This is a genomic window from Nocardia sp. NPDC004260, assembly GCF_053603155.1.
This window is the reverse complement of record NZ_JBSGEZ010000108.1, coordinates 1-14582: the sequence shown is the minus strand read 5'-3', so window position 1 is coordinate 14582 and position 14582 is coordinate 1. Positions and strand designations below refer to the sequence as shown.

Here is a 14582-nt window from a genome sequence, read left to right as displayed (position 1 = left end):
CTGGACCTCGACATGGTGCGCCGATGACCGAGCCGTGGGCCGTGGTCATCGGCGTCGGCAACGAATACCGCGGAGACGACGGGATCGGTCCGGCCATCGCCTCTCGGATCGAAAATCTCCACATCCCAGGCGTTCTTGTGACGATCTCCGATGGCGAACCAACGAGTCTGCTGGATATCTGGACCGGCTTCGATCTAGCTGTCGTGATCGACGCCGTGCGCTGCGCTCCCCCCGTCCCCGGCCGGGTTCGCCTGACGGACATCGACCTGCTCCGGCGTGCCGGAAACGCCTCTTCCCACTCACTCGGCATCCGGGATGCGCTGCCATTGGGACGCGTGCTCGGCCGTCTTCCCGCCAGGATCGTTGTCGTCGCGGTGGATGTGGCGTGTCTCGGGCCGGGCGTCGGCCTATCCGAGCCGGTGGCGTCCGCCGTACCGCGCGCGGCGGAGGCCGTGGTGGGGGAATTGCGACGGTCCGAGCGCACGAGTCAGCCCCGGACATGAATCCGTCCTGCGGCAGTACCTCCCGTCTACTGCTGAGCGCGCCGATCGAGATCCGCTGGTGCGCTGGGGACGGGATGCAGCACCGCAAGGCGGCGCAGGTATTCGGATTCGTCCAGTTCGCCGCTGGCGAACCGTTCCGCGAGCAGCGCCTCCGGTGACAGACGCGTCGGGCCACCGGGCCGGGTGTCTTTGACGCGCTCCGGTCTGCACACCGCGACGAGCGCGATCGCCACGGCTATCCACAAGGGGACGGTCAGCAAGATCATGGGAACGAACATCCACCACTGCGCACCGTCCCCGTTCCAGTACATCATTGCGAACCCTCTTTCGTCGCACGACTCATCTGCCGCCACTCGCGGTCCCACCCCGCGCTCCGGCGCCGCTGTAGCAGCAGCGTCGCCCCGTTCATAAGGCACCATCCACACAGCCAGACGCCGATCAGGACGAACACACCCACGCCGATCCCGGTCACGACGGCGACGTCCGGGTGACGAGGTTGCGAAGCCGGCACACCGCTAGCATTCAACCAGAGGTCGACGCGATCGCCATGTTGTGCCGTCTCCCGCACCGGGATAACGGCGGCGCCGCTACGGCCGTCCTGGTCCCATTGCACCCGTGCCTGGTAGCGGTGCGCAGCGATGCTGCTGGGCCCCTCGGTGATCACGGGCTGCACAAGAAACCTTGTCGCGTTTTCGCTGCGGATCTCGGCGGAAGTCTCGGTGTACGCGTGGGTGCCGAAGGCGCCTGCGACAGGAACGGCGATCAGTGCCACGATCGTCGCCATGATTCGGACAGCGGATTCGATGCGGTCGCCGGGGCGCATCAGCCGATTCGAACTGCACGGTTGCAACGACCACAGGCGCGCCAACCGGGTCCACCACCCCTGCCACGCGATGGTCACGCTGTCGGTCATCGCCGTTCACCTCTTCTGACAGCTGGTGCCGTCAGCATCGATGATCGCGGTTACGCCTGTGCAGCGGCAGAGACGAAGGTCATTCACCGGACGGACCATCGGACCCGGGCCGAAGAACCGCTTCGAAAGCCGCCACCGCGGTCGGCAGTGTCGAGAACAGATATCGCGCACCGATTTCGACGCCAGCCCGGTGGCTTCCAGGGCTTCACGCAGGTCGTGTTCGACCCTGGCCATCGCGAATACGATCCCGCGCTCGTCGAGTTCGGCTCGAAGGCTGCTCCACCGCGTCGAGCGCCGTCAGGTCGACCTCCACGTTGGCCTCGACGTTGAGCACGAACCAGCGCACCGGCGTGTCCCGGCGTTCGCCGCCGGACTCGACTGCGGCGGAAAGCCTCGGCGTCGGCGAAGCACAGCGGTGCGTCATAGCGATAGATCACAAGTCCCGGAACCGGTTTCGCGGTGGGATAGTCGTCGACGTCGTGCATGCCCGCCAGGCCGGGCACGAAGCCGAGTGCGGTCGCCACCAAGACCCCGATCAGAGGTCCAGGCGTGTGCGGGAACGCCACGCCAGCGACAACAGCCCCGTCAGCACGGCGACGGCCAGCCAGATACAGCAGCGACGCTGGGTATAAGGGCGCGCCCCGCGGACTGCCTCAGGGCACGCGGCTGGTTGCGTTCAGAGAGTCGATGGCAGCCTGTAGTTTGGCTGCAGCTCGAGTGGCCACCGTTTGCAGGGCCGGTTCGTTCATGACCTGAACCATCAGTTGCGGATTCATCGCTTCGATGATGACTTCATCGTCGGAGTCGGGGTTGCGACGCACGACGACGTTGCAGGGCAGCAGGAGCCCGATCTGCCGGTCGATGCCGACCGCTTCGTGAGCCAGGGGCGGATTGCAGGCCCCGAGGATGAGGTAGTCCTCCATATTCACGTCGAGTTTTGTCTCGAGGGTGGCTCGCACGTCGATCTCGGTGAGAACGCCGAATCCCTGCTCGCCCAGAGCGGCGCGGGTCCGATCAACGGCATCGCCGAAATTCGTGTGCAACGTGGTGGACAGTCCCAGGTTCATGGTGCGGTCCTTCCTTCCGTGAGTAAACGATCTGAGTCAGGCCAGAGCGAGGAACAGTTTTTCCAGCTCTTCGACGGTCATCGGCTTCTGGCCGTCGGTGGAGTGCGCGCTGAGGCATTCGCGCAGTCCGGTCGCGACGATCTTGAATCCGGCGCGGTCGAGCGCGCGAGAGACCGCGGCGAGCTGGGTGACCACGTCTTTGCAGTCCCGGCCCTGCTCGATCATGGCGATGACGCCGGCGAGCTGACCGTGTGCGCGCCGCAGCCTGTTGAGTGTTTCGGTGATAGCGGTTTCGTCGCCGACCATGGGTGCGCCCTTTCTCCTTCAGTACCATTGATCATACCCCTAGGGGTATCCGACGGGCTGTCGCGATGCATACCCCCGGGTGTATAGTGGTCGATATTAGTATACGCCCGGGGGTATCCGGGCCTAGCGATAGGAGGATCTCGTGGCCGATATCGCCCTGTATGTGGACCCTGTATGTCCATTCGCCTGGGTGGCCGCACAGTGGCTGCTCGACAGTGCTGCCGACGAGCACGTGGTGACCCTGCGGCAGATGAGTCTGGCCGTGCTCAACGGCGACCAGGACGCGGATACCGGCCATGCCCCGATGCTCGTCCGATCGCGGCGGGTCGGCCGCGTGTTCGCCGCGGCCGTTCAGCAGCGCGGCCAGAGCGCATTCGCTCCGCTGTACCGAGCGTTCGGGCAGCGATCACATGAACGCAGGCAGGACGCCGACGAGGCGATAGCGGCAGCCCTCGCCGAGACCGCTTTCGATCGCGAACTGATCGAAGCCCTCGATGACAGCGGCCACGACGCCGCGGTCGCCCTCGCCCATCACGCCAGCCAAGCAGCGCTCGGCGGGCGCGGTGGCAGCCCCATCATCAGCGTCGACGGTCACGTCTTCAACGGTCCCGTCTTGACCGAGCCGCCGCTGTCGGAGCACGGGGCCGAACTGCTGGCCGCCATCGTCACCGCGGCCACAGCTCCCGGCTTCGCCGCACTGCAGCGCCCTTATCAAGGCCCGCCCAGTTTCACCGCTGCCGGGTGATGTGCTCACCCGTCAAGTGTCCTGAGTGCGGGAAGATCACCTGGGCCGGCTGCGGCGCGCATATCGACGCCGTCCGCAGCGCTACCCCACCGGACCAGTGGTGCCCCGGTCACGATGACGATCGGAGCTCCCGCGCTCTCCTACGAACTCCCCGTCGCCGGTGGCTCCGCTGACCTCCAGCTGACCGTGGACAAGAACCTTCTTACCGGGTCGACCAACGTCACAGACCGCCTTCTGCCAGCTCTACGACAGCTGCGGGGCGGTCGGTGCGAGGGCATCGATGCCGCCCGTGGAATTGCCGGTACGCCGAAGCTCGTCGTGCAACTGCCTGATGTGCTCGGCTCGCCCCGGGCAGGTCCCCGTGGTAGCGAGCGCCGCGGTCGCGGCCGCGATACCCAGACGCACCGCGTCGGCCAGCTCGTACCCGCGGGCCAGGCCCACTGTGACGCCGCCGACCATCGCGTCTCCGGCGCCGATCCCGCTACGAACCCGCGCGGGCACGGCCGCGAACCACTCCTGTGAGTCCTGCGTCACCAGGAGCGCTCCGTCGGCCCCGAGGGACAGCAGCACGATCTCTGTCATTCCAGCGGCGATCAGGCGGCGGGCCTGTGCCAGCTGTTCGGCGCGGTCGATCAGCGGATGCCCGGCGTAGTCGCCGAGTTCCCGCACGCTCGGCTTGATCAGATGGACGCCCCGGTGCACATTGCGCAAAGCGATACCGGAGGTATCCAGCAACACACGCACATCGAGGTCGCCGACGAGATCGGTGAGGATTTGATAGAAGTCCGGGGACACACCCGGCGGAAGTGTGCCGCTGGCCACGAGATACTCCGCGCCGCTCGCCGCACGTTCGACCTCGGCCAGGCAGCGATGTTGTTCCGGATCGGTGAGCCGAGGGCCGGGAAAAACCAACCGATATTGCTCGCCGCTCGAGGTCTCGGTGACCGACATGCTTTCCCTGGTGGATTCGGCCACCGGCACCGGCCGTGGCGGCACCCCGGTATCGCGTACCAACTGCTCGAGCAGCCGGCCCGGCGGGCCGCCCGCAGGGAACACCGCCGTCACCTCGACGCCCAATTCGGCCACTGTGCGCGCGACGTTGATGCCACCGCCACCTGGGTCATAGCGCGGTGTCGCACAGCGCATTTTGTCCGTCGGTACGACTCTCGCGACCCGGGTCGCGAGATCGATCGCGGGATTCATCGTCAGTGTCACGATTCGGCCCACCGAAAGCCTCCTCGATCGTCCTTTCGCGACAGCCCACTGTGTGCCCGATCCTGTCCGCGGGAACATACCGCTGTCGGTACCGATTACTCTGCCCGTTCGCAATCGGGCCGGAGCAGAGTCGGCCGCCCCTCGGGCGCTGGACTTAGGTCCTCAGGCCGAACTCGGCACGGGCTTGTCGGCTGAGGGAGCCAGCGTGAACAAAGCTTCGTCCTCCTGTGCGAAATGCAAGGTGAGGATGGCATCCAATCCGTAGAGCGAGGCGCGCAGGTCATCGAGCTGATCCGCTCTGATTCCCTGCGGCGCGTCATCGAGATGACGGCCGATACGGCGAATCAGACGTTCTATCTCGGTGTGCTCGCGACTCATGGTCACCATCGCCTCCGGATCGCGGAGGTAGCCGGTCAACGCTGGGTACAGTTCCGACTCCTCGGCGTGCTCATGCGGCAGTATGTCCTGCACCAAGAGTTCGAACGCGCGGCGGACCGCGGCGTCGGCGTCCGGTCCGGGACCGGTCGACAACGCGTCGGCCGCCTGCCGGACGGACGCGCGCGCGGCGTGTAGCGTTTCGTGCTCCCGGGTGAAGCGTGCCACCAGCGGCTCGATCGCCTCGGTCGGGCGTCTCCGGGGTATTCGCAGGGCGCGTAACGCGTTCAAGATCACCACGACATCGATGCCCTCCTGCAGGAGCGCGCCTGCCGCGGGCACCAGCAGTCCGAAAGCGGCGGCGAGCATCGCCGCCAGCGACATCGCCATCCCAGCGGTCGCACTCTGTACCGCAAGGCGATGTGATCGCTGGGCGATCTCCACCGCATCGGCAAGCCGGTCGATGCGGTCATCGACGATCACCGCGTCGGCGGCTTGCACCGCCGCCGTGGACCCGCGCGAGCCCAGGGCCACACCCACGTCGGCGGCCGCAAGCGCGGGTGCGTCGTTCACCCCGTCACCGACCATCACCGTCACACCGTTGTGTCGTTCCGCTCGGATCGCTGCGATCTTGCCGGCCGGGTCGGCGTCCGCGACTACTTCGGTGAGCCCGAGCAGGCGTGCCACCTCGGTCGCGTTGTCGACCCGATCGCCGGTGAGCATGAGCAGTCTTCGCAAACCCGCCGATCGCAATCTGCGCATCGTGCGCCCAGCATCTACGCGGATACGGTCACGTAGCAGCAGTGCGCCCACGGGTTCCTGCTCGACACACACCCACACGACGGCGGCCAGATCCAACCGTGCCCGCCGCAGCGCCGCCAACGCCCACGGCGCCGGCTCCGTTCGGGCGGGAAGCCGCCCGACCCGCACCGCGCGACCGTCTACGATCCCGGTCGCACCCTGACCCGGTTCTTCTGAAACACGCTGTGCGAGGCCCGGTTTCAAGCCGCGGTGCGCCGCCGCGGCGACCACGGCACGCGCGAGCACATGCGGCGAGAATTGCTCCACCGCCGCCGCCTGGCGCAGCACCTGCTCGGCGTCGGCGTCGGGCGCGGTGACGATGTCGAGCACCTCCGGCCGTCCCACCGTCACAGTGCCGGTCTTGTCCATCGCCAGGCACCGTGCCCGGCCGAGCGCCTCGAGCGCGGCGCCGTCTTTCACCACCACACCCGCCCGCGCCGTTCGCGACATTCCGGCCGTGATCGCGACCGGCACCGCCAGCAGCAGCGGACAGGGCGTCGCTGTGACGACCACCGCCACCGCTCGCACCGGATCCCCTGTACCGAGCCAGGCCGCGCCCGCGACGGCGAGCGCCAGCGGAAGGAACCAGACCGCGACCCGATCGGCGAGCCGCACTGTCGGAGCGGCGGCGGCGGCCGCCTGCCGCGCCAACGTCACGATCCCGGCATAGGTGCTCGCCTCCACCGTCGCCGCGGCTCGGATGTCGACAGCCGCGCCCGCGTTGACCACACCGCTGCGGACCTCGGTGCTCGCGCGCCGCACCACCGGGACCGACTCGCCGGTCAGCGCTGATTCGTCGAAAACGCCCGCCGTGGTGAGGATGCCGTCGACCGGCACCGTTTCACCCGGCAGCACGACCACGAGGTCCCCGGGTGAGATCGCTGTCGCGGCTACGGTCTCCACGCCGTCGCCACGACGGCGATGTGCCTGTGCCGGGGCCCGCCGCAACAGTGCCGACAGATCGCGTCCGGCGCGGCGACCCGCGTACGCCTCCAGCACTCGCCCGGTCGCCACCATGAGCGCGATCAGCGCACCGGCGAAGTATTCCTCGACGATCAATGCGCCGACCAACGCTGTCAATGCGAGCAGGTCCGCGCCGTAGCGTCCTCTTCGCAGATCCTCCAGCACCCACACTGTCGCCGGAACGAGCGCCGCCACCGTAGCCGCCGACCACATCAGATCAGCGGCCTGCGCACTGAACAAAGCCACCGCCGATCCGCCGACAACCAGCACGGCTATCACACAGGTCAGGGCGAGCAGACGGATCATCCGGGTACGCCCCGACCGCGACTCGCCGTCTGCCGCTCCAGCGACTTCCTGTGGGTGGTTCGACAGATCTCGCATGAACTCCTCCGATCACGTCGCGCCTGCACCGAACCGCACCCACCACGTGCAGGCCAAGACGCCGTGATTTCGGAGTTCGCCGCCCGCGCAGCGGCCGTGTGGTGTCCAGCGTGCGCAACGCCCGCGAGAAACGACAGATCCGCGGGTCGGTGAACAGATGGGAAATGGTCCCGAGCCGATTGGACGAACGGCCTTCGCGCCATCGACGCCAACGGCACGGCCGGGGCGGTAGGCCATTGGACCCTAGGCACAGGAGGTTGTCACGGACGACCCTGAAGCTCGACTCGTCTAGCAGAGGGAGCCGTCATGCTCGATGTCTCGGCCCTACGCTTCGCCCTGCGAACCACCCACGAACCGTTCGCGCAACTTCGCGAGACGCACACCGGGCTCGTGGTGCTGTGCGGCGACCGTGCCTACAAGGCGAAGAAACCGATCGTCACCGACTTCCTCGACTTCGGCACGCCGGAGAACCGCGAGCGGGCTTGCGCCCGCGAACTCGAGTTGAACCAGCGTCTCGCGCCCGACGTCTATCTGGGTCTGGCCCATTTGACAGACCCGGAGGGTGGCGCCGCGGAGCCGGTCATCGTGATGCGCCGGATGCCGGACGCGTTGCGCCTGTCCACTATGCTCGCGGACCCGACCCGGCAGACGGCCGGGCTGCGCGCGCTGGCGGAGACTCTCGCGAGTTTCCACGCAGGGGCACGGCGCGGCGCCGACATCGACCGGGCGGGCACACCGGAGCAGCTGCGACGACGCTGGGGCGCCCTGTTCCAGCCGCTACGCGAACGTCCACAGGGGACGATCGATCCCGGTGCGCTCGATCGCGCCGTGCACCTGGCGACGCGCTTCATCGACGGCCGCACCGCCTTGCTGACGCAGCGCATCGCCGACAACCGCATCGTCGACGGTCACGGGGATCTCCTCGCCGAGGACATCTTCGTCCTGCCCGACGGCTTCCGAATCCTCGACTGCCTGGATTTCGATGACCGACTGCGCTGCGTCGACGGTCTCGATGACGCAGCATTCCTGGCGATGGATCTCGAATTCCTGGGTCACCCAGCGAAAGCCGAGGCGTTCTTACACGACTACCTGCGCGCAGCGCGCGATTCGCCACCACCGTCGCTTCGGCATCACTACATCGCCTATCGGGCGACGGTCCGCGCGAAAACCGACGGAATCCGGGCCGATCAGGGCGATCCGGAAGCGGCGGGGCGCGTCCAGCGGCATCTCGCCCTCGCTGTCGAGCATCTCGAACAGGGCGCCGTACGTCTCGCTCTGGTCGGCGGCCTGCCCGGCACCGGGAAATCCACGGTGACTGCCCGTTTGGCGGTCGAGACCGACGCCGTCGCGATCTCCAGCGACAGTGTCCGCGCCGCTTTGCGCGCCACAGGATCCATCGCCGGCGCCGCGGAAGTCTTCGGCGCGGGCGCCTATCGGCCCGCCGCGAAGGAATTGGTGTATTCGCGGATGCTCGCCCAGGCCAGGGACCTGTTGCAACACGGCGTCTCGGTGATTCTCGATGCCAGCTGGACCGACGCGAACCAGCGTGCCCGGGCCGCCACCGTGGCCGAGGAGACGCGCAGCGATCTGGTGTCGCTGCGGTGCGCCTGCCCACGAACACTCGCGGCGGAGCGGATCGGTGCCAGGACCCAGAGCGACTCGGAGGCCACACCCGCGATCGCGGACGCCTTGGCCGCCGCGGCAGCGCCGTGGCCCGAGGCCATCGAACTCGACACCGCACAACCGATCGAGAGATCGATCATGACAGCGCTGAAAGTCTGGAGCGACGTGCCGGACCCAGTGCCGACCTCCACCGGGCGCGGGTGAGCCATCCCACCGAACGGCAGGTCGTACGCCGCGGATCGAGAAAATCGCCGTGGCGACTCAACTGCCTCAGCGGAAGGACGAAGGGCCTCCGGATAAGGGTCTTCGTCATCGGTCGCCGTCGAGGAAAACTCGGCAGACTGAGTGGATCCACTGGCCCTGCCGACACCTCGTAGGACGTCGGCCGTACCGGTCTCGCGGCGGGGCCAGATCCGGAGTGGATAACCGCTCCACCTGATACGCAGTGGACGAAGGCAGCAGCTGATGGACTCCCGCGAAACCCACATGTCGCAGTCGGATCTGTTCTCCTGGAACATGGAACGCGATCCGGTCCTGCGCTCCACGATCGTGTCGGCCCTGATCCTCGATTCCGAACCGGACTGGGACCGCCTACTGCAAACGATGGATCGCGGCACCCGTGTCGTGCCCAGGCTGCGGCATCGGTTGATCGCCGCACCGCTCGGCCTCGCCCCGCCACGGTGGGTGCTCGACCCGGATTTCGATCTGTCCTGGCATGTGCGTCGATCCGCGTTACCGGAACCGGCGAGCCTGGCCGAGGTACTCGAATTCGCGCGTACGGAGGCCATGACCGGTTTCGATCCGGCTCGCCCGCTGTGGCGCTCGACGTTGCTCAGCGGTTCGGCCGGCGCGGGCTGCGCCCTGGTGCTGACGGTGCACCACAGTCTTACCGATGGCATCGGCGGCATCCAGATCGCCACGGCGCTGCTCGACTTCGACCGCGCGGGCACCGACCACGGTCATCCATCCGAACCGCGGGACGACCACGACAGCGCGCTGCGCGACATCGTCTCGTGGAACGTCGCGGTCGGTTCGGATCTCGTTGCGAGCGGGGTCCGTTCGACGCCGCCGACGATCCGGCGAGCGCTCGGCGATCCAGCGCGGGCGGTGCGCGAAGGCACCGCGCTGGTCGGCTCGCTGGTCCGCTTGGCCCGGCCCATCACCACGACGCTCTCGCCCGTGATGACCAGGCGAAGTCTCGGTCGCCGGGTAGCGGTCCTCGACGTGCCGCTCGAACGATTGCGCGGTGCGGCACGGGCAGCGGGCTGCACGTTGAACGATGCTTTCCTCACCGCCGTGGTGATCGGTTTGCGCACGTATCACCGCCACCACGGGGCGACGCTCGACCAGCTGCGGGTGACGATGCCGATCAGCTTGCGCACCGCCGACGACCCGCTCGGCGGCAACCGCATCGCCCTCGCCCGTTTCGCGTTACCGGTCGACCTCGACGAAACCGGGGAACTCATGCGCGCGATCGACGCCGCGGTCGCGGCTTGGCGGCAAGAACCGGCGATTCCGCTGTCGGGCGCCGTCGCGGCCGTGCTGAACCGATTGCCCGCCCGACTGCTCACCGGACTACTCAAACACGTCGATTTCGTCGCCTCCAACGTCCCCGGCTCCCCCGTGCCCCTCTATATCGCCGGGGCGCGGATCGACCGGATGTACTCCTTCGGCCCCACCATCGGTACGGCCGTCAACGTCACGCTGACCTCGCATGCCGGGATCTGCTACGTCGGGATCAACGCCGATACGGCCGCGGTCCCGGATACCGACACGTTGACCGAGTGTCTCGCCACCGGCTTCGCCACGGTGCTCGAGCTCGGCACCGAGCGCGCGGTGGTACCCGGCCCCGAATCACGAGAAGAAGAAGACTCGCAGCCGTCGTATCCAGCCGCCCGACACCGGTAGTGGCCCCCGGAGCGGGACTTCAGCCCCGCTGCCACGACTACCGCAGCGTGCACGCTGATGGCGAGAGGAATCCAGAGGAGGCTTCGATGAAACGCCAGGTCGGTGGTGAGATCCGGCGGCTCACCGCTGTCCTGGACCGCCTCCGCGACGTGGCGGCACCGTTGTGACCGGCCTGGTCGAAGCCGAACCCGGTCTGCGAGTCGATCCGACCGAGCGGATCGACCTGTTGCTGCGCGATCTGCGCGGCAGCCGCCGCGGGCTCACCACACGCGAGGCCGAGCGACGCCTCATCCATTACGGACCGAACATGCTGCGGAGGCGGGGCCGCCGGACCTGGCCACGGGACCTGGCTCGTCAGTTCACCCACCCGCTCGCGCTGTTGCTGTGGGCAGCGGCGGCTCTGGCCGGGGCGGTCGGCATCGTTCCGGTCGCGATCGCGATCGTGGTCGTCATCATGATCAACGCCGCGTTCGCGTTCGCGCAGGAAAGGCACGCCGAGCAGGCGGTGGAGGCACTGGCGGCGTATCTACCGATGCGAGCGCGAGTCGTGCGGGACGGGCAGGTCGCCGAGGTCGAGGCGACCGGCGTCGTGCCAGGCGACGTACTGGTCATCACCGAGGGCGACCGAATCTGCGCGGACGCACGGCTGCTGGACGGCGGCATCGAGGTGGACCTGTCCGAACTGACCGGCGAATCGATGCCCGTCTACCGCAGCGCCGACGCCGTCGACGCCGGAGTGCCGCTGGCGCAGGCCCGCGAACTGGTCTTCAGCGGCACATCCTGCACCGAGGGCGAGGCGCGCGCGATCGTCTTCGCCACCGGCATGCACACCGAACTCGGCCGCATCGCGGCCCTGTCCGAACGCGTCGAGCGCGACGAGAGCCCCCTCGAACATCAAGTGCGCCGCGTGGCCTGGTTGATCGCGCTGATCTCCGTGTTGCTCGCGGCGGCGTTCATTCCGCTCGCGATGCTCGGCGCCGGACTGTCCCCGATCAATTCCGTGGTCTTCGCCGTGGGGCTCCTCGTGGGCAACGTCCCGGAGGGTCTGTTGCCGGTGATCACCCTCGCGTTGGCGATCGGCGTGCGCGACCTCGCCCGCCGCGGCGCGGTGGTCAAACGCCTCAGCGCCGTGGAGACTCTCGGCTCCACGGATGTGATCTGCACCGACAAGACCGGAACCCTCACCGAGAACCGTATGCGAGTAGTCGCCATCGACACCATTACTGGAGCGCACGACCCTGGCGCCCGGTCCGGAGAGCGGGATCTCACCCTGACCCGCATCGCGAAAGCGATGGTCGCCTGCAACAACGCTCGTCTCGCCGATACCGGCCCCGCCGTCGGCGACCCCACGGAGGTGGCGCTGTTGGCCGCGGCCTCGGAGTTGGGTGAGCAGGTGAGCACCGCCGAGCGAGAGCGACTGCGGCAACGCCTGTTTCACTTCGACCCGGTGCGGAAACGCATGTCGACCGTCGACGCGGATGACACCGGCCGGCTGCGGGTGCACGCGAAGGGAGCCCCGGAGTCGCTGCTGCCGCTGTGCACCGCCGAGCTCGGCAGCGACGGCGGCATCCGTCCGTTGAATGCGCCGCGCCGCGACCAGCTCGCCGAACTCGTCGATTCCCGCGCGCAGCAAGGTCTGCGGATGCTGGCCGTGGCCGAGCGTGATGTCGCCGGTCCCACGGCACCGCGGGATCGGGAACTCGCCGAGAAAGATCTGGTCCTGCTCGGTGTGGTCGCCATGGAGGACCCGCCTCGGCGCGAGGTCGCCGAGGCCGTGCGACTGTGCCACGCCGCAGGCATCCGCATCGTCGTCATCACGGGCGATCACGGGCTGACCGCGGCGGCGGTCGCCGATCGGATCGGCATCACGCGGGGAACACCGACCGTGATCACCGGCACGGAACTGGAGCGGATGAGCGAAGCGGACCTCGACGAGCTGCTGGCGGGCCCGGCCGAACTGGTCTTCGCCCGATCCTCGCCCGAGGCCAAACTGCGCATCGCGGACGCACTGCGCGCGGCGGGCCATGTCGTCGCCATGACCGGCGACGGCGTCAACGACGCGCCCGCGCTGCGACGCGCGGATATCGGGGTGGCGATGGGTCGTTCCGGTACCGACGTGGCCCGCGAGGCGGCCACGATGGTGCTCACCGACGACAACTTCGCCACCATCACCGCGGCCATCGAGGCCGGTAGACGGGTCTACGACAACATTCGCAAGTTCATTTGCTACATCTTCGCCCACACCACGCCCGAGGTGACACCGCTGCTGGTGTTCGCGCTCTCCGGCGGCGCGGTACCGCTACCGCTGACCGTGATGCAACTGCTGGCCTTCGACGTCGGCACCGAGACGCTCCCCGCGCTGGCGCTCGGACGAGAAGCGGCCGAGCCCGGCCTGATGCGCAAACCACCACGCAGACGCGGTGAGTCGGTGATCCGCACACCGATGCTGCTGCGCGCGTGGCTGTTCCTCGGGGTGATCGCGGCGATACTCGCCATGACCGGCTTCTTCTTCGTGCTGCTGCACGGCGGCTGGCACCCGGGCGACCCCACCGGCCCCGGTAGCCCGCTGCACCACACCTACCAGCAGGCGACCACGATGACCTTTTTCGGCATGGTCGCCGGCCAGATCGGCACCGCATTCGCCGCACGCACCGATCGTGCCTCGCTGCGCTCCATCGGCGTACTGTCCAACCGCTTGCTGCTATGGGGAATCGTCTTCGAACTCGCCCTCGCCGCGATGATCATCTACGTCCCGGTGATGCAACGTTTGCTCGGGACCGCCGCATTGACCCCTGCGATGCTCGCGTTCACCTTGCCGTACCCGTTCATCGTCTGGGGCGCCGACGAGATCCGCCGCTGGCTGGTGCGCCGCCGTCGGCGATGACCATGGTCCCCTAGGCCCAGGGCATGAGTCCTCTCACCCAGCTCGGCGCCCGCGAGCAGAATTTTCGGCATGGACCAGGACAAACACCGCATCGCCGTCGTCTACGCGACCGAACAGGGATCGACCCGCGACATCGCCGAATTCATCGGCACCGAGCTGTCGGGTCGCGACACGATCGTCGAACTCGCCGATATCGACCACGCGCCCGACCTGTCCAACTTCGACACCCTCGTCCTCGGCAGCGCAGTTCACAACATGAAGCTCCTGCCTGCCGTCGCCGACTACGCACACGCCCACCACGACGAGTTGGCGAAAAAGGACGTCTGGCTGTTCAGCGTCGGACTCGCCCCGGCACTGCGCGGACCGATCGGCCGCCGCCTCGGGCGATTGGTCCCGAAGAAGATCGCCGCCCTGCGCGACTACATCGACGCGCACGACTATCGGGCGTTCGCCGGACGGTACGACAGCGACGGCATCTCGCTGCGAACCCGGATGCTCTATCGGCTGCTCGGCAAAGGCCGCTACGGGGATCTCCGCGACTGGGCAACCGTCCGCTCGTGGGCGGACACCATCGCCAGGAGCCTTCGCCTCCCACCGGCCCGATCCACCACCATCGCCCCGTGAGCTGCCACAGACCTCGTCCGCGAGGAGGATTCACTGAGCTTCGGCCGTGGTGGAACGCAGACCGGACTGGGTGAGGCCGACAAGACGCGACGTTCGAAATGTGATCGATCGGAGCCGTTATGGGCGACTACGTGACCGACCTCGCCGATCTGCGGCTGACGGACGCAGACCGCGTGGGTGGCAAGGGCGCGAATCTCGGGGAGCTGGTGGCGGCGCACCTGCCGGTGCCACCCGGGTACGTGATCCTCAAATCCTGCTACGAAGAAGTGATCAT

13 protein-coding genes and 1 pseudogene are annotated in these 14582 nt (G+C 67.9%); 7 read left to right on the top strand and 7 right to left on the bottom strand.

All coding sequences use genetic code 11. The features are described from left to right. Positions 1-23: 23 nt before the first annotated feature. On the top strand, positions 24-503 hold the full coding sequence (locus ACWEO7_RS35245; RefSeq protein ID WP_452429702.1) for a hydrogenase maturation protease: 480 nt from the start codon (positions 24-26) through the stop codon (positions 501-503). A gap of 26 nt (positions 504-529) precedes the next feature. On the opposite strand, the gene ACWEO7_RS35240 is transcribed toward ACWEO7_RS35245, so the two are convergent. The 5 genes and pseudogenes from ACWEO7_RS35240 to ACWEO7_RS35220 all read right to left on the bottom strand — a co-directional run bounded on the left by ACWEO7_RS35240 (position 530) and on the right by ACWEO7_RS35220 (position 2789). After that, positions 530-817, bottom strand: a complete 288-nt coding sequence (locus ACWEO7_RS35240) for an SHOCT domain-containing protein (RefSeq protein WP_452429699.1) — start codon at positions 815-817, stop codon at positions 530-532. Then, positions 814-1416, bottom strand: a complete 603-nt coding sequence (locus tag ACWEO7_RS35235) for an Rv1733c family protein (RefSeq protein ID WP_452429697.1) — start codon at positions 1414-1416, stop codon at positions 814-816. Before ACWEO7_RS35235 ends, ACWEO7_RS35240 begins: the two co-directional genes overlap by 4 nt. Positions 1417-1495: 79 nt before the next feature. After that, a pseudogene (locus ACWEO7_RS35230) lies at positions 1496-1934 on the bottom strand (STAS domain-containing protein); the annotation flags it as partial. Between the two features lie 135 nt (positions 1935-2069). Then, positions 2070-2483 (bottom strand): DUF302 domain-containing protein, encoded by a 414-nt coding sequence (locus ACWEO7_RS35225; protein ID WP_452429695.1) that lies wholly within the window; start codon positions 2481-2483, stop codon positions 2070-2072. A gap of 36 nt (positions 2484-2519) precedes the next feature. Beyond that, the gene (locus ACWEO7_RS35220; RefSeq protein WP_452429693.1) at positions 2520-2789 is read right to left on the bottom strand and encodes a metal-sensitive transcriptional regulator; all 270 of its coding nucleotides are present in this window, start codon (positions 2787-2789) and stop codon (positions 2520-2522) included. Positions 2790-2931: 142 nt separating this feature from the next. Between ACWEO7_RS35220 and ACWEO7_RS35215 the strand changes: the two genes are divergently transcribed. Then, positions 2932-3534: a mycothiol-dependent nitroreductase Rv2466c family protein gene (locus ACWEO7_RS35215; protein WP_452429691.1), complete on the top strand. Its 603-nt coding sequence runs from the start codon at positions 2932-2934 to the stop codon at positions 3532-3534. A 243-nt stretch (positions 3535-3777) separates the two neighbouring features. Here the strand turns inward: ACWEO7_RS35215 and ACWEO7_RS35210 are convergent, their stop codons facing one another. Continuing rightward, positions 3778-4761: a 1-phosphofructokinase family hexose kinase gene (locus ACWEO7_RS35210; RefSeq protein WP_452429689.1), complete on the bottom strand. Its 984-nt coding sequence runs from the start codon at positions 4759-4761 to the stop codon at positions 3778-3780. A gap of 150 nt (positions 4762-4911) precedes the next feature. Beyond that, positions 4912-7269, bottom strand: a complete 2358-nt coding sequence (locus tag ACWEO7_RS35205; protein WP_452429688.1) for a heavy metal translocating P-type ATPase — start codon at positions 7267-7269, stop codon at positions 4912-4914. A gap of 306 nt (positions 7270-7575) precedes the next feature. Between ACWEO7_RS35205 and ACWEO7_RS35200 the strand changes: the two genes are divergently transcribed. The 5 genes from ACWEO7_RS35200 to ACWEO7_RS35180 all read left to right on the top strand — a co-directional run. Then, the gene (locus ACWEO7_RS35200) at positions 7576-9096 is read left to right on the top strand and encodes a bifunctional aminoglycoside phosphotransferase/ATP-binding protein (protein ID WP_452429686.1); all 1521 of its coding nucleotides are present in this window, start codon (positions 7576-7578) and stop codon (positions 9094-9096) included. Between the two features lie 261 nt (positions 9097-9357). Then, positions 9358-10800: a wax ester/triacylglycerol synthase domain-containing protein gene (locus ACWEO7_RS35195; protein ID WP_452429684.1), complete on the top strand. Its 1443-nt coding sequence runs from the start codon at positions 9358-9360 to the stop codon at positions 10798-10800. Positions 10801-10963: 163 nt separating this feature from the next. Beyond that, positions 10964-13684: a cation-translocating P-type ATPase gene (locus ACWEO7_RS35190; RefSeq protein ID WP_452429683.1), complete on the top strand. Its 2721-nt coding sequence runs from the start codon at positions 10964-10966 to the stop codon at positions 13682-13684. Between the two features lie 69 nt (positions 13685-13753). Next, entirely contained in the window at positions 13754-14308 is a 555-nt protein-coding gene (locus ACWEO7_RS35185; RefSeq protein WP_452429682.1) for a flavodoxin domain-containing protein, read from the top strand. A gap of 119 nt (positions 14309-14427) precedes the next feature. Continuing rightward, positions 14428-14582 (top strand): PEP/pyruvate-binding domain-containing protein (locus ACWEO7_RS35180; protein ID WP_452429701.1); only part of this gene is annotated, 155 nt, incomplete at its 3' end.